General features: G+C 61.9%; 14 protein-coding genes. 3 read left to right on the top strand and 11 right to left on the bottom strand.

Annotated elements, in window-relative coordinates; all coding sequences use genetic code 11:
- Positions 1–95 precede the first annotated feature (95 nt).
- The 10 genes from aspS to GOQ25_RS07385 all read right to left on the bottom strand — a co-directional run bounded on the left by aspS (position 96) and on the right by GOQ25_RS07385 (position 10,840).
- Positions 96–1,883, bottom strand: coding sequence for an aspartate--tRNA ligase (aspS, locus tag GOQ25_RS07430; RefSeq protein ID WP_160349826.1), 1,788 nt, complete (start codon positions 1,881–1,883; stop codon positions 96–98).
- A gap of 41 nt (positions 1,884–1,924) precedes the next feature.
- On the bottom strand, positions 1,925–2,566 hold the full coding sequence (locus tag GOQ25_RS07425) for a DUF502 domain-containing protein (RefSeq protein ID WP_160349978.1): 642 nt from the start codon (positions 2,564–2,566) through the stop codon (positions 1,925–1,927).
- 20 nt (positions 2,567–2,586) lie between these two features.
- Positions 2,587–2,880 carry an FmdB family zinc ribbon protein gene (locus GOQ25_RS07420; RefSeq protein WP_160349825.1) on the bottom strand — a complete coding sequence of 98 codons (294 nt, stop codon included), beginning with the start codon at positions 2,878–2,880 and terminating at the stop codon, positions 2,587–2,589.
- A gap of 179 nt (positions 2,881–3,059) precedes the next feature.
- Entirely contained in the window at positions 3,060–4,349 is a 1,290-nt protein-coding gene (locus tag GOQ25_RS07415; protein WP_160349824.1) for a putative Na+/H+ antiporter, read from the bottom strand.
- Between the two features lie 80 nt (positions 4,350–4,429).
- Entirely contained in the window at positions 4,430–5,335 is a 906-nt protein-coding gene (locus tag GOQ25_RS07410) for a hypothetical protein (protein WP_160349823.1), read from the bottom strand.
- Entirely contained in the window at positions 5,335–7,275 is a 1,941-nt protein-coding gene (locus tag GOQ25_RS07405; RefSeq protein ID WP_160349822.1) for a 3-oxoacyl-[acyl-carrier-protein] synthase III C-terminal domain-containing protein, read from the bottom strand. The genes GOQ25_RS07410 and GOQ25_RS07405 overlap by 1 nt, the downstream gene beginning before the upstream one ends.
- A 23-nt stretch (positions 7,276–7,298) precedes the next feature.
- Positions 7,299–8,135, bottom strand: coding sequence for a fatty acid desaturase (locus GOQ25_RS07400; protein WP_370519922.1), 837 nt, complete (start codon positions 8,133–8,135; stop codon positions 7,299–7,301).
- Between the two features lie 98 nt (positions 8,136–8,233).
- Positions 8,234–9,016 carry a sterol desaturase family protein gene (locus GOQ25_RS07395; protein ID WP_160349821.1) on the bottom strand — a complete coding sequence of 261 codons (783 nt, stop codon included), beginning with the start codon at positions 9,014–9,016 and terminating at the stop codon, positions 8,234–8,236.
- A gap of 72 nt (positions 9,017–9,088) precedes the next feature.
- On the bottom strand, positions 9,089–10,003 hold the full coding sequence (gene dapA, locus GOQ25_RS07390; RefSeq protein WP_160349820.1) for a 4-hydroxy-tetrahydrodipicolinate synthase: 915 nt from the start codon (positions 10,001–10,003) through the stop codon (positions 9,089–9,091).
- Between the two features lie 345 nt (positions 10,004–10,348).
- The gene (locus GOQ25_RS07385) at positions 10,349–10,840 is read right to left on the bottom strand and encodes a GAF domain-containing protein (protein ID WP_160349819.1); all 492 of its coding nucleotides are present in this window, start codon (positions 10,838–10,840) and stop codon (positions 10,349–10,351) included.
- Positions 10,841–10,968: 128 nt separating this feature from the next.
- On the opposite strand from GOQ25_RS07385, the gene GOQ25_RS07380 reads away from it, so the two are divergent.
- From GOQ25_RS07380 to GOQ25_RS07370, 3 genes are all read left to right on the top strand, one after another.
- Entirely contained in the window at positions 10,969–12,168 is a 1,200-nt protein-coding gene (locus tag GOQ25_RS07380; RefSeq protein ID WP_160349818.1) for a PLP-dependent aminotransferase family protein, read from the top strand.
- 79 nt (positions 12,169–12,247) lie between these two features.
- Positions 12,248–13,171 carry a 4-hydroxybenzoate octaprenyltransferase gene (gene ubiA / locus GOQ25_RS07375; protein WP_160349976.1) on the top strand — a complete coding sequence of 308 codons (924 nt, stop codon included), beginning with the start codon at positions 12,248–12,250 and terminating at the stop codon, positions 13,169–13,171.
- Between the two features lie 34 nt (positions 13,172–13,205).
- Positions 13,206–13,622, top strand: a complete 417-nt coding sequence (locus GOQ25_RS07370) for a DUF1090 domain-containing protein (protein ID WP_160349817.1) — start codon at positions 13,206–13,208, stop codon at positions 13,620–13,622.
- Positions 13,623–13,658: 36 nt separating this feature from the next.
- Here GOQ25_RS07370 and glcC read toward each other — a convergent pair whose 3' ends face one another.
- Positions 13,659–14,423 carry a transcriptional regulator GlcC gene (glcC, locus tag GOQ25_RS07365; protein ID WP_160349816.1) on the bottom strand — a complete coding sequence of 255 codons (765 nt, stop codon included), beginning with the start codon at positions 14,421–14,423 and terminating at the stop codon, positions 13,659–13,661.
- Between the last annotated feature and the right edge of the window lie 159 nt (positions 14,424–14,582).

The following is a 14,582-nucleotide window of genomic DNA, read 5'->3' as shown; positions in this document are numbered from 1 at the left end:
CGGACAAGGGCAGCCTAAAGCTGCCCTCCTCCTGGCTGACGGATCCGTGGCAGGCGTCTAACCGCAACGCACGCCACCCTCTGCCGCAGCTTACTTCATTTCACTTCAACGTTGCGCAGGCGGATGTGCAGCTCGCGCAATTGCTTCTCGTCGACGGTGGACGGCGCCTGGGTCAGCAGACACTGCGCACGCTGCGTCTTGGGGAAGGCGATCACGTCGCGGATCGATTCGGCACCCGTCATCATGGTGACGATACGGTCCAGCCCGAAAGCGATACCACCGTGCGGAGGCGCACCATACTGCAGCGCATCGAGCAGGAAGCCGAACTTCTCACGGGCCTCTTCCGCGCCGATCTTCAGCGCGCGGAATACCTTGCTCTGGACCTCTTCGCGGTGAATACGGACCGAGCCGCCGCCGATTTCCCAACCGTTGAGCACCATGTCGTAGGCCTTGGCGTAGGCCTTGCTCGGGTCGGTTTCGAGGAAGTCCTCGTGACCGTCCTTGGGGCTGGTGAACGGGTGGTGAGCAGCGGTGTAGCGGCCTTCTTCCTCGTCGTATTCGAACATCGGGAAATCGACCACCCACAGCGGCTTCCAGTCGCTGGAGGCCAGGCCGTGCTTCTTGCCGAATTCGCTGTGACCGATCTTCACGCGCAGCGCGCCCAGCGCATCATTGACCACCTTGGCGCGATCGGCGCCAAAGAAGATGATGTCGCCGTCTTGCGCGCCCGTGCGCTTGACCAGCTCGGTCAGCGCGGCGTCGTGCAGGTTCTTGACGATGGGCGATTGCAGGCCTTCGCGACCCTTGGCGACTTCGTTGACCTTGATATAGGCCAAGCCCTTGGCGCCATAGATGCCGACGAATTGCGTGTACGCGTCGATCTCGCTGCGCGAGAGTTCGCCGCCATGAGGCACGCGCAGTGCCACGACGCGGCTGCCGGCCGTGGTGGCGGCGCTGGCGAACACCTTGAAGTCCACATCACGCATGATGTCGGCGACGTCGGTGAATTCCAGGTTCACGCGCAGGTCAGGCTTGTCCGAACCAAAGCGCTGCATGGCTTCGGTCCAGGTCATTTGCGGGAACGGCGCCGGCAGTTCGACGTTTTGCACGGTCTTGAAGACATGACGAATCATGTTTTCGAAGATCTCGCGGATTTCGAATTCGGTCAGGAACGAGGTTTCGCAATCGATCTGGGTGAATTCGGGCTGACGGTCGGCGCGCAGATCCTCGTCGCGGAAGCACTTGGTGATCTGATAGTAGCGGTCGAAACCGGAGACCATCAGCATCTGCTTGAAGAGCTGGGGCGATTGTGGCAGCGCGAAGAAATGGCCGTCGTGAACGCGCGAAGGCACCAGATAGTCGCGCGCGCCCTCGGGCGTGCTCTTGGTCAGCATCGGCGTTTCGATATCGATAAACCCGAGCTGATCGAGGAACTTGCGCACCTCGATCGAGACACGATAGCGCAGCATCAGGTTGCGCTGCATCTGCGGACGACGCAGATCCAGCACCCGGTGCGTCAGGCGCGTGGTTTCCGACAGGTTGTCGTCATCGAGCTGGAACGGCGGAGTGACCGACGCGTTCAGGATTTCGACTTCCTTGCACAGCACTTCGATTTCACCCGAAGCCAGTTCCGGATTGGCCGTGCCTTCCGGACGCAGGCGCACCAGGCCGGTCACGCGGATGCAGAATTCATTGCGCAGACGTTCGGCGGTGGCAAAGGCGGCATTGTCCGGATCGAACACGATCTGGGCCAGCCCCGCGCGGTCACGCAGGTCGATAAAGATGACCCCGCCGTGGTCGCGGCGGCGGTTCACCCAGCCGTACAAGGTGACAGTCTGGCCGAGATGGTCACGGCAAACCTCGCCGGTGTAGCAGGTACGCATTGCGGGATGACTCCTAGGTGCTGTGTGTCAGCGTAAAAAGTTTACAGATCGGCGGCTGGGGCCGCCGGGATGGGGGTGGCGGAGGCGGCATTCGGAGCCGGCGGCGCCACCACGCCCATGGATACGATGTACTTCAATGCCGCGTCCACGCTCATTTGCAGTTCGATCACGTGGTCACGCGGCATCATCAAGAAAAAGCCCGAGGTCGGGTTCGGCGTGGTCGGAACATACACACTGACGTGTTCGCCCGGCAGATGTGCCGCCACCTCGCCGCCCGGCGCGCCCGTCAGAAACGCAATGGTCCATGACCCGGCGCGCGGATACTGCACCAGCACGGCCTGGCGAAACGCCTGTCCGTTGGGCGCGAGCACGGTGTCGCTGACTTGCTTGACCGAATTGTAGATGGAACGCACCAGCGGAATGCGCCCGAGCAGGGATTCCCACTGCTCGAGCAACGAGCGGCCCAAAAGATTCGCGGCGAACACGCCCGTCAGCAAGACGACCGTGATCACCAGCACAAAGCGAAAGCCAGGGATATAGACGCCAAAGAGCGCCTGCGACGACAAGAAGCTGGGCACAAAGCCCTCGAGCGTGGCCACCAGCAGCCCGAGCACCCAGACGGTGATCGCCAGCGGTACCCAGATGAGCAGGCCGGTGATGAAAAACTTCTTGATGACGCGCATGCTCATCGCGGGTACGCCGCTCAACTTGTCGTAGCCGGGGCAGCCGGAGCGGCGGCGGGCGTACTCTCGGTCTTGGCGGCCGTGGTCGGTGCGCTAGTGCCCGAGGACGACGAAGCGCCACCGCTCGAGCCGTTATTGCGGAAATCCGTCACGTACCAGCCAGAGCCCTTGAGCTGAAATCCAGCCGCAGTGACCTGCTTGGTATACGTGGATTGGCCGCATTCGGGGCAAACCGTCAGCGGCGCGTCAGACATTTTTTGCAGCACGTCCTGGGCATGGCCGCAGGCGCTGCATCGGTAAGCATAGATAGGCATGGTTGGGAACTTCCAGGCACACCGGCATCAAAAACCGCCGTCTCGCCACCCGGCTAAAGCGGGCGGCTGCCTGGCGGCGCCGGATCCAATACGGGAAAGTATTGAATTTTAGCGGGTTTTGCTGACGAGAGACGGGGCGCCCGCCGGGGTCACCCGCCGTCGCCCCCGCGCCCAGCGAATCAACCCACCGGCAACAGGAACATCGCCGCCGCGACCGCGGTGGGCACCAGTGCGGATATCAACAGCTTGCCCGCCGAAATGGCCTGATCCGGAAAGAACGGCCGCAAGATTGCGTAACCCGCCGGGTTAGGCGCGTTGGCGATCACGGTCAGACCGCCGCCGGTCACCGCGCCGGCCACCAGCATGTATTGCCAGGCCGCGCTGGAGCCCTCGACCAGCGAACCCAGATAGGTCAGCGCCGCGTTATCCGTCACCGCGGTCAGAGCGGTCGCGCCGAAGAACAGAACGGTGGGCTCCAGTCCCCCCAGCAGATCCTGCAGCCACCATTTTTGTAGCCCGCCCAGCACGACCAGCCCCGCCAGGAAGAAGCCGACCATCAGACCCTCGCGGATCAGCAGACGGTTCTGGTGACGCTCATAGGCATGCGCGAAACCGATGAACATCATCAGAATGCCCAGGAACACGGCGGGATGGTGCGCGGTCAGCACAACGCCCACCAGACAGAGCATATGCACAATAATGACGGGCCACGGCACGGGCGGACGACGCGAGGCCTCGTCCTCCGCAGCATTGACGCCGCCGCCGGTGCCCACGCTGCGGCTCTTTAACGCATCGCGGCAGATCCAGGTCAGTACGGCGGCATTGAGGAACACCGCCACCATGGCGCGCCAGCCAAAGTGCGTCGCCATAAAGGCCGAATCCCAGCCAAACGTCGAGGCCACCATCAGCACCGGCGGAGCGGCGTAGGCCGTCAGTACGCCGCCAATCGACACATTGACGAACAGCACGCCGAGCGTCAGGTACTTAAAGCGCGTATTGCCCGCCTGACGGAAATAACCATCGCGCAGCAGGATGGCCGCCAGGGTCATGGCCGCCGGTTCGGTGATAAATGAGCCGGCCAAGGGCACCAAGGACATCACGACGAAGAAGGTCGCCACTTCTCGGCTCATGGGCAGTATCCGTGCAATCGCGCGCACCACCATGCCCACCAGTTCGAGTATCGGCCGGCTCGCGGCCACCACCATGATGGCAAATACGAATAGCGGCTCGGTGAAGTTGCGCGAATCCACATACTCGATCGCCGTCCCACCGCCGCTCATGAGCGCCATACAGGCGATCAGCACGAACGCCCACACGCCAAACACCGCCTCCACCTCGGACAACATGTGCCAGACGCCCGCGTGCGGGCCATTGCGATGCGCCAGACGCGCAAAGAAAGAGACGGAGAACGTATGAATCACCGCCACCGCGAACAAAATGGTGGCCAAAACCTCAGTGGTATGTGGCATAAACAGGACCTGAGAACGAAGCAGCGCGTCGGTTAAACGACGCGCTCAAGAAAAACGATCTGAACTATAACCCGCCATGATCAGATAATCGCGGCCTCGGCAGCGGCCTGCGCTTGCGACTCGGCCTTTAGCTGCATCAAGAGACTATGCAACATCTCGGTGGACAAACCATGCAGCACCAACCGATACCCGGCGCGCAAGGTCGACATGGGTACCAAGGGATGCTTATTGTTGACCAGAATCAGATGCTGAGGCGCGCCGAGTATCTGCGCGGCGTAAATACCGATCGTCTCATCGAGCTGCAGTGAATTGGCCGCGCGCCAGAAATCGTTATCGGTCAGCAGCAGCTGATAGAGCGGCGTGAACAACTCGATGGCGCTTTGCAAATCGAGGAAGTTGCGCTTGCGTTGCGGCATATCCTCCAGACGCAGCCCGGGATCGCGGATCATTGAAAAGTCGACGCGTTCAGGGGCCTGCATGTCGACGCCCGCCGCGCGCAATGCGCCGTTTAACCGAATCACGAAGTTAAACAGGTTGAGGTCATGCTTGACGAACATCTCGTCCTTCAGGTCCGCAATACAGCGCGGCGTGAGCGGCGTGGTCTCGACGCGAACGGGCGCGTTGCGACCGATGAAGGCGAGCACCTGCGCCCCGAGATGAAAGTGACGCAGGATCAGCCAATTGGCCTCGGGCGAGACGAAGTGCTCGAGGCCCCAGGCCAGGAAGCGGTGCAGGAATTTCGAGTGCGACCACTTGCGCGGCAGGAACGTCTTGATCACCTGAATCAGGATGATGAATGCGCGTGCCAATGGCCTCAGAAAGGGCAACAGATACTGCCGCGATGCGCAACTGGAATCGGCCAGCCATGCGGCCTTGACCGCATCGGGCAATGGCGTACTGCGATCCAAGTACAGGGCGAGCCAGGGGCTCGGGTCGGCTGGATCATGCTCCCGAGTCAAAAACTCGGGCGTGCGTTCAGACGCCATTATTCCGACTCCATCACATGATGGAACTGCATCAGATACAGCGCCGCCGTGCGGCGCGCGGTGTCGACGATCTGCCGCTCGGCAGTGCCCCGATCATCGACGTCTAGCGCCATTTCCACCGCCATCAGCCAGCGGGCGAGGTGATTCTGGTCGTTATGACCGTGATACTCCAGGAACCGAAAACGATCGGGCGGCAAATGCAGACTGGCTTTCAACAGCGGCAAAAGCGCCGGCACAATACGCTGGCCGGTGCCTTCGATAATGTAGATGGCGCCCAACAAGCCTATGGGATTCGGCGTCGCAGCCAACGCATGCAGATAGGCGTTCAATGCCTCGCCGCCAGGATTGCGGCGCAAGGACTCGATGTCGCTGATGGTGCCACCCGCATTACGGTAGTCCTCGAACAGAATCTGAAAGTCGTTCTGCTCTTCGCTGGCGTGCAGGCCGATCAGATCGGCCAGGGCCAGATAGGGGCCGCTTAGCGACGCCGCGCCTTCGCGCATCCATTTGCTGCCCTCGCGCACCTGAGGAATCCAGTTCTCCATCCACTGAAGATAGTCGGCCGTGGTGAAGCAACCCTCGCGCAAGCGGCGCACCACTGCGGTGCGCCAGACACGTGATCGATAGGCATGCCAGATCGACGCGAGCTCCACTAATAGCGGCCGCAAACCCTGCGGGGCCAGATCCGGATCGTGCGGCGGCGCGAGCGTGTCGGCATCCTCGCTATGCACCGAGGCGACCACGGGTGCGGTGGCGTCGCTCGCCGCTGGCGTCGCCGCGGCTACCGCAACGGACGATGGCGCGCCCACCGCCTCGGCTTCGAACAGCATATACGCCGTCATAAAGCGCCCCGATTCGGGGATATAGCAGAACACTTGTTGACCAGGCTCGAGCGTATGCGTCTCCAGAAATTCCGCGAGCATGATCAGAATCGACGCCGCGCCGGTATTGCCGCGCCAGGCCAGATTGCTGAACCAGCGCTCGCGCGGAATCGCCAGGCCCGCTTTTTCCATCAAATCCGCCACGATGGGCATGAATTTTTCGGACGAGTAATGACACAGAAAATGATCGACCCGATCCGGATGCACCCAGCCATCGCGCACCAGCGCTACATACTCGTGTATGCCGATATCGAACAGATGGGGCAATAAGCGGATGTTCTGCCGCAGAGATAGCGCGCCGGCTTCCTCGGCCTCGGTCCACGAGGCGTAATCCAGATGCCCTTGCCCGCCTTCGGCCGGCAGGCCCAGCTGCATACAGACGGGGTAGTCACCGGAAAACGCGCGTTGGTGTATCCATTTCAAGCGCAGCCGCACGCCGGACGATGGCCCGGGCAATGCTTCACCGCTATTGCCCAGCAACAAGGCACCTGCCCCATCGGAGAGCATCCATCGCAAAAAGTGCGCGTCAAAATCCGCGTCATAAGCACGCGAGGAAAAACGCGAGCGCTTGAATAATCGTGACGGCATCTCGCTGGCAACTGCCAGCGCGCGTTGATGGGCGCCGAGCTCAATCCCTTGCGCGACTGCCTGAATGGCCGCTACGCCGGCCGCGCAGATACCGTGCACGGACAGCGTTTCCATGGGCGGCGCGGCAAGCTCGCCCTGGATCATGTTGGCAAACCCAGGCATCAACACATCGCCGCCCGATGATCCACAAGCCAGCATCGTCACATCAGCCAGCGGCCGATCTTGACGCCGCAGGCAATCGCCTATCGCATGCGCGGCTTGCGCAGCGTTGGTCCACCGTGTGTTGCCCGCCTCGTCAATGGCGTAATAGCGCTGCCTGATGCCGTTCTCGGCAAGGATGCGTTGCTTGATCCTCCCCGATATACGGTTCAGGGGGGCGATATAGCGATCCATGTCTTCATTGGTCACGGCCTCGCCCGGCATGAAGTACCCGGCGCTTTGCACATACACGCGATCAAAGGCAACTGGCATGAAAAGCGACTCCTCGGCTCTTTTTAAACAATGTGCTGCGGCTCCATGAAGGATTCGCTACGGTATCGTGACCAGATCAACGACAACACAAACACGCGAAGCATATACGACACCAGGCCAGGCTCGATCAGGCGCGGGTCGATGCGGTCACGGTAAAGATTCCTGTGCAAGCTCTTAAGCTCGGACCAGTGCACACGACCGTGCTCGTGATGAGCGGTATGCAGGCCGATGTTAAAGAGCAACGGGTTGACCCAACCTTCGAAGTTGCGTGCGTAGGTAAGGCGGGCGCGACGATGAGGCCCTCCATCCGCATGAGCATGCTGAAGATAGTTCGTCGCGAGCAGCCAATGCAGGCCATGCAGTTGCGGCAAGATCACGAGGACGAACGCTTTGACGGGATCGATCACCAGCAGGCCTCCCCACAGACTCAACCACGCCGCATACTGCGCATAACAGTAGCGCGCCGCGCCAGGCCGATAACGCCGCAGCCTTGCGAGCCACCGCCAGAATAAAGGGTACAAGCTCCCCACCGCCTGAAACGGATGCCAGAGATAGCCCGCGAGGTGATTGGTATCGCCCCCACCATACCGGTACGTCCGCGCCAGATCCCGCCGTCCATGGGTATGCCGATGGTGGTTACCCATATGCGCGGGAAAGAACACAAAAGTAGGATGACCCTGCAGCAACGTCAAGCACATATCTGTTACGCGATTGGCCCTGCGATGCCGCCACATACGCCGATGCGTGTGATTGTGATGCACCACACCGATGCCCAGCGTTAAAAACAGCGTCAAACCATAGAGCAGCCAGTTCAACCCGTATACCCATTGCCAGGCCATCAAACCCGGCAAGGCGGCCATATAGGCCAGGCTTTGCACGTCTCGCCAGTTATGTAGCGCAGGCAATCCTATCCTGCCCTTGAGGCGCGATACGCACCGGGCAGCCCCGGTTACGCCCATCATGACGACGCCCGTACCGCGACGCCGACGCGGCGGGCACCGGCATCCAGCTGCGCCGCTGCCGCATCGGCCTTCAGGCGGGTGCGAAACAACCGGTCCATGAAGGTGAACTGGAAACCGTAATTGCCGTGGTAGCACGCATGATGCAAATGATGCCGCCGGCTCGCCGCAAACCAATGCGCATACGACACGCGAGGAAAGAAGTCGTAGTTCGCATGCCCGACACAGTTGAAAAACAAACTGAATAACGGCACCGCGAACAATGACCAGAAACTGAACTCGTGCAGCACCATGGGCAACAGAATGACGTTGCCCAGCATCAGCGCTTCGATGGGATGAAAGCTATACGTGGAAAACGGAGTGGTCACCACGGATCGATGATGCGGCAGATGAAACCGCCGCAACCAGCGCGTATGCAAGAGCCGGTGATTGATCCAGAAATGGACATCGTTCCAGACGAGCAGGAACAGGATTTCCAAGAGGATCTGCACGGCCCCGGCATCCGAATCCAGCCGCGCCCATCCTAGCTTGACGAGTCCCCATGGGAACACCATGCCGACTCCGAAGATCAGGATCGATACGCCAGACTGCATGAACTCATGGCGCAGTTGCCCGGGGCGCAACGGGCGCGGGTCCAGCACCGCGCCTATGCCCAGGGCCGGCAGCACATAGCGCGTCAACAGCCAAGTGACCGCGCCGAACAACAGATAGATCCCGCCAAAGAACAGCAGACCCGCGACGATGACCTGCCACACTGACAAGGACTCAAAGGTTTGTGCCATGGAACTTCCATCAGCCTGATACGGGCGATCCAGGATGGGCGCATCATAGCAATATGCGCCCGGCAGCAAGCGTCAGGCGGCGATCATCATGCGCTCTCGGGCAAAGTTTTCGTTCAAAACCGAGAGGCAGGCATGCAGCTGCGCCTCGAGGGTCGCGCTTGCCGCTGGCATCGGGGCGCGCAGTTCCGCCGAGATCAGCCCTTGCCGCGCCAGCATCGCCTTGACCGGACCGGGATTTGGCTCGGCAAACAATAAACGAATCACGGGCGCCAACGCGTGAAACAGCTGGCGCGCGTACGTGATCTGCTGCGCTTGCACCGCCCGGTGCATCGCAACAAAGAGATCCGGCCGAATGTGCGCAGCCGCCGCGATCATGCCGCTGCCGCCCAGACACAACGTAGACAGGGCCTGCAGATCCTCGCCCGCCATCACCCGCAAGCCGCCGTCTGCGATCAACGCAACCGTCTTGTCCAGCGAACCGCCACAGTCCTTGATCGCGGCAATGTTGTCGTGACGCGCCAAGGCGAGCAGCGTTCCGGTCTCGAGCGTCGCACCCGTGCGATACGGAATGTCGTACAAAATGAGCGGCACACGCGATGCGTCCGCCAACGTCTGGAAATAGCTCAGCGCGCCTGCCTGCCCCGGCCGCACGTAATACGGCGCGGGCGTGAGTACGCCGGCCAATGGGCGCGTGCCTAACGACGCCAGCCGACGCAGCACATGCCCTTGGTGATTACCGGCCAAGCCCATGACGACTGGAATGCCTCCGCATTCCGCCAGCACGGTGTCCAGCACGGTCAGTTGCTCGTCTTGATCGAGCGAGGCGGCCTCGCCCGTGCTGCCGCAGGCCACGAATCCATCTACGCCCTGCTCCACGTAATGCCGGACCAGACCGCGCAGCGCGGCCTCGTCCACATATCCATCGCGAAACGGCGTGACCAGCGGGATCCAGACGCCTTGAAAACCGGTTGATGAAGTTTCCGACATGATGCTCTCCTGATGCAGTCAGACCGTGAAAGGAACCGTGCAGAGGAGCTGGGATGTCAAGAGGGAGTGTCGCCGCGCATCGGGGCCCGGCTTTGGCCGCTGTTCCGTCGCCCATCTGACGGAACAGCAGCTCCGGTCAGATGAGCGGCTGTTTTTTGGATTTCAGGCACACGCAGGACGTCGCCGCGCACGTAGCGCGGTGATCGACGACGGAGCGTATGGCTGAGGGCATAAAACAGTAAAGGTGCCGGTCGTGACCGGATGACAAACGGCGCGAGCCGCAGGAACTGAAAATCTACTGGCCGCGCATCAGGCTGTCAACCGACGCGGCGAGCAGATGGCCGATCAGGCGGCTCCCAGACTTTCCAGGAACACCGCGCACAACGCCTCCATGCCCTGACGATCTTCCTCGTCGAAACGGCCCGGCTCGGGGCTATCGACGTCCCAGACGCCGATCAATTGACCGTCTCGCACCAGCGGCACCACCACCTCGGAGCGCGAGGCGGCGTCACAGGCGATATGACCGGGAAACGCATGTACGTCGGCCACCACCTGCGTGCGCCGCTGGCTGGCGGCCGCGCCGCAGACGCCACGGTCCAGCGCGATGCGCACGCAGGCCGGTTTGCCTTGAAACGGACCCAGGACCAGCTCGCGGCCGTCATAAAAGTAAAACCCCGCCCAGTTGATCGTGGGCAGCGCCTGATACGCCAGGGCGGCGAGGTTGGCGGCGTTGGCGATGCGATCCGTCTCGCCCGACAACAGCGCGCGCGCCTGCGCGGCCAGCTCGGCATAAAAGCGCGGTTTGTCGTCGGTAGGGAGTTCTACGGCGGTGAACATGGGGAAAAAGTGTCTCTGAATCTCGTAAACAAAAAGATTTTAGGCCGAGGCATGGCCGGACGCGGCGACAACCCGGCGTTGTGGGACAATAATTGTTCTTTCTTACGTTCTTTCTGGCAAAGCTTTCCATGGACCAACCTCTGCAACCCGTGTGCACGTTCTCCCAGCGTGCTCAACAACTCACCAGCTCCGCGATCCGCGAGATCCTCAAAGTCACCGAGCGTCCCGAGGTCATCTCCTTCGCAGGCGGCCTGCCCGCGCCCAGCGGATTCCCGGTAGAGGTCGTACGCGCCGCGTTCGATAAGGTGTTGGCCGAGAATGGTCGTGCTGCGCTGCAATATGGCCCCACCGAGGGCTACGGGCCCTTGCGCAAATGGGTGGCCGAAGACCTGAACCACGCTGGCGCTAATGTCACGCCCGATCAGATCCTGATCGTCTCGGGTTCGCAGCAGGCGCTGGATTTGCTGGGCAAGGTGCTCATCGATGACGGCAGCAAGGTCCTGGTCGAAGACCCCAGCTATCTCGGCGCGTTGCAGTCGTTCAGCCTGTATCAACCCACATTCGTGCCAGTGCCGACCGACGATGGCGGCCTGGTGCCCGAAGCCATCACGCCGGAACTGGCCGCTGGCGCGCGCTTTTTGTACGCGCTGCCCAACTTCCAGAACCCCACGGGCCGCACGCTGAGCCTGGAGCGCCGCAAAGCCCTGGTGCAACGCGCCGCCGAACTGGGCCTGCCCATTGTCGAGGACGATCCCTACGGCGAACTGCGTTACGCCGGTGAGCCCCAGCCCGGGTTGCTGGCGCTGGGTAAAGACTGTGGCGCCAATGTCATCCGCCTGGGTTCGTTCTCCAAGGTGCTGGCCCCGGGCCTGCGCCTCGGTTATATCGCCGCTCATCGCAGCATCATCGACAAGCTCGTCCAGGCCAAGCAAGCCACCGACCTGCACACCCCCACGCTCACGCAGATGGCCGTGTACGAGGTCGTCAAGGACGGCTTTCTGACCACGCACCTGCCGACCGTGCGCGAACTCTATCGCGTGCAAGGCCGTTGCATGCTGGATGCGCTGGCCCGCGAATTCCCCGATACCGTCAAATGGACCGTGCCCGAAGGCGGCATGTTCCTGTGGGTGACGCTGCCCGACCATATCGACAGCACCAAGCTGCTGGCGCAGGCCATCGAGCAGAACGTTGCCTTTGTGCCGGGTGCGCCGTTCTATGCCGGCAAGGCGCAGACCAACACCCTGCGTCTGAGCTTTGTCACGGTGCCCGAGGAAAAGATTCGCGCGGGCGTCGCCATCCTGGGCAAGCTGATCAAGCAATACGCCTGACGGTCCCATCGCGGGCGGCGGCATCGCGCCGCCGCCCGTTCCTTTTCCACTCCCGCCTACCCATCGCATTGTCCTTATGGTGAGCGCGCAGCAGACCTCTTCCCCCGATCTCAGCGACATCGTCTTTACCGACTGGGTAGAGCGGTGGTTACCCAAATCATGGCGCCCCTACGCGCGCCTGTGCCGGCTCGACCGGCCGATCGGGACGTGGCTGACGCTGCTGCCTTGTATCGCCGCGTTGATCCAGGCGGCGGGCGGCTTGCCCGACTTGGACCGCCTGATCGTGTTTTCGTTGGGCGCGCTATTGATGCGCGGTATTGGTTGCACCGTCAACGACATGTGCGACCGGGATATCGACAAACACGTCGAGCGCACGCGATTCCGGCCGCTGACCAGCGGTCAGTTGAGCATGCGACAGGCTTGGTGGTTCTTGCTCGGGCAATTGCTGGTCTGCGGATCGCTGCTGTTTTTCATTAACGAAATGAGCCGCTGGCTGGCGCTGGCGGTGCTGCCCTTCGTCTTCATCTATCCGCTGTGCAAACGCATCACCTATTGGCCGCAGGTCGTCCTGGGCATCTGCTTTAACTGGGGCATGCTGATGGCCTGGTCGGATACGCAGAACGTCTTGCCGCTGAGCGCAATCGCGATGTGGCTGGGCGCGGTGATGTGGCAGGTGGGCTATGACAGCATCTATGCCTACACCGATGTACGCGACGATAAACAACTGGGCCTGCGCTCGACGGCGTTGCGCTTTGGGGACCGAGGCAAAGCCTGGATAGGCGGATTCTATGTCGCCACCATCGTGCTCTGGTCCTGGGGTGGCTATGCCATGGGCCTGCACTGGGCCTATCAGGTCGGTGTCGCCGCTGTCGCGCTGCACCTGGCCTGGCAGCTTTACATCTTTGATTTGCAGCGGCCTGAACGCAGCTTCATGCTGTTTCGCGCCAATCTTTGGACTGGCGTACTGCTGATCGCGGCCGCGCTGGCCGGTACGCTCATTTAACGCCCTGGCGCGGGCGTAGCACCCAGGAGCCGATATGATCCGAACGCCCCGACTCGTACTGATCCTCGCTGGCACCCTGCTCACGGGATCGGCGATCGCGACAGAGCCCCCACCATCCGCGCTGCGAGACTGCAGCGCGAAACTTGGATGTGCGGCGAAGTTCTGCCATATCGAGAACAGGATCGCCGCCGCGCAGGCCAATGGCAACGCGCCCCAGGAAAAAGGCTTGCGCCGCGCATTGGCCAAGGCCCGGCAAGCCTGCACCGACGAAACGCTGGAAGCCGACCGCCAGAAGGCGATCGAGGAAGCCCAGGCCAAAGTCGCCGAGCGCGAAGAAGAACTCGCCGAGGCCCGCGATCGGGGCAGTGAAGAAAAAATCAAGCGCGCGCAGCGCAAACTGCAAGAAGCCCGCGCCGAACTCAGCGCCGCCCAAGCCGAACTGCTGCAATAGCGTCGGGCAGGCGCGCGGACCCGATCCGAGCGCGGGTTATGTCCAGCCTTCCAGCCTTAACGTCGCGCGCACCAGACGCTGCTCTTCTTGTTCGATCTCGCGCAGACTCTGGCGCACGCTATTGACGTGCGCCGTCGCCGCTTGATGCGCCTCATCGGGCAAGCGCGCAATCACGGCGTCGTAGACCGCCTCGTGTTGCCGGTCGATCTGCTGCTTGTGCGGCTGGCGGTGATAGAGGTTATTCACACACGCAAACACGGACCCCAGCATCAGATCCGTCAGCGATTGCAGCGTGTGCGTCAACACCGGATTATGCGAGGCCTCGCACACGGCCAGGTGAAAAGCGTGATCCAGATGAGCATGGGTCGCGGCGTCGGTGTCGCGCGCCTGCGCATCCACCATGGCCTGATAACGCCGACGGATCAGAATGAAATCCGCGTCGGTGCCACGGATCGCGGCCAGGCGTGCCGCCTCGCCTTCGAGCAGCGCGCGGACTTCCAACAGGTCATACAGCGTGCGCGGCTGTGAATGAAACAAGTGAACGAGCGGCCCGGCATCGACTTGCGATATCGGTGCGACGAAAGAACCCTTGCCCTGCGCGGTATGAATGATGCCCCGCGCGCGCAAGATCCTTAATCCCTCCCGCAATGCGCTGCGCGATACGTTGAGTTTTTCCGTGAGCCGCCGTTCGGATGGCAGCACCTGCCCGGCCTTTAAAACGCCATCCATGATCAGCCGCTCGATTCGGGCGGCGACGCTGTCAGCGATCTGTTGGCCAGGGGAGGCGACCTCGGGTTCCATTCTTTGCTCTCGTCTATGAAGGGGCATGCGTGCGTACATGTGGGTCGCGTGGTTTGCGCCTACGGGCCGCGCGACCTACTGGTATGACCAGTCAGTCAGTGTATACGCCGCGAACCAAGGCCTCGCGCCAAGTAATTGAATATCCTACCGAAAACTCAT

Source organism: Bordetella sp. 15P40C-2 (assembly GCF_009763235.1).
GTDB lineage: Bacteria > Pseudomonadota > Gammaproteobacteria > Burkholderiales > Burkholderiaceae_B > Bordetella_A.
Note: the sequence above shows the minus strand (reverse complement) of the source record. Positions and strands in the feature narration are given on the sequence as shown.

What these genes read in the sequence shown, in the direction of transcription:
- GOQ25_RS07405 (WP_160349822.1), bottom strand. Translation starts at nt 7,275, where the DNA reads ATGCCAGTTGCCTTTGATCGCGTGTATGTGCAAAGCGCCGGGTACTTC.
- dapA (WP_160349820.1), bottom strand. Translation starts at nt 10,003, where the DNA reads ATGTCGGAAACTTCATCAACCGGTTTTCAAGGCGTCTGGATCCCGCTG.
- GOQ25_RS07385 (WP_160349819.1), bottom strand. Translation starts at nt 10,840, where the DNA reads ATGTTCACCGCCGTAGAACTCCCTACCGACGACAAACCGCGCTTTTAT.
- GOQ25_RS07400 (WP_370519922.1), bottom strand. Translation starts at nt 8,135, where the DNA reads ATGGCCGCCTTGCCGGGTTTGATGGCCTGGCAATGGGTATACGGGTTG.
- GOQ25_RS07425 (WP_160349978.1), bottom strand. Translation starts at nt 2,566, where the DNA reads ATGCGCGTCATCAAGAAGTTTTTCATCACCGGCCTGCTCATCTGGGTA.
- GOQ25_RS07415 (WP_160349824.1), bottom strand. Translation starts at nt 4,349, where the DNA reads ATGCCACATACCACTGAGGTTTTGGCCACCATTTTGTTCGCGGTGGCG.
- GOQ25_RS07410 (WP_160349823.1), bottom strand. Translation starts at nt 5,335, where the DNA reads ATGGCGTCTGAACGCACGCCCGAGTTTTTGACTCGGGAGCATGATCCA.
- GOQ25_RS07420 (WP_160349825.1), bottom strand. Translation starts at nt 2,880, where the DNA reads ATGCCTATCTATGCTTACCGATGCAGCGCCTGCGGCCATGCCCAGGAC.
- GOQ25_RS07380 (WP_160349818.1), top strand. Translation starts at nt 10,969, where the DNA reads ATGGACCAACCTCTGCAACCCGTGTGCACGTTCTCCCAGCGTGCTCAA.
- glcC (WP_160349816.1), bottom strand. Translation starts at nt 14,423, where the DNA reads ATGGAACCCGAGGTCGCCTCCCCTGGCCAACAGATCGCTGACAGCGTC.
- GOQ25_RS07395 (WP_160349821.1), bottom strand. Translation starts at nt 9,016, where the DNA reads ATGGCACAAACCTTTGAGTCCTTGTCAGTGTGGCAGGTCATCGTCGCG.
- aspS (WP_160349826.1), bottom strand. Translation starts at nt 1,883, where the DNA reads ATGCGTACCTGCTACACCGGCGAGGTTTGCCGTGACCATCTCGGCCAG.
- GOQ25_RS07370 (WP_160349817.1), top strand. Translation starts at nt 13,206, where the DNA reads ATGATCCGAACGCCCCGACTCGTACTGATCCTCGCTGGCACCCTGCTC.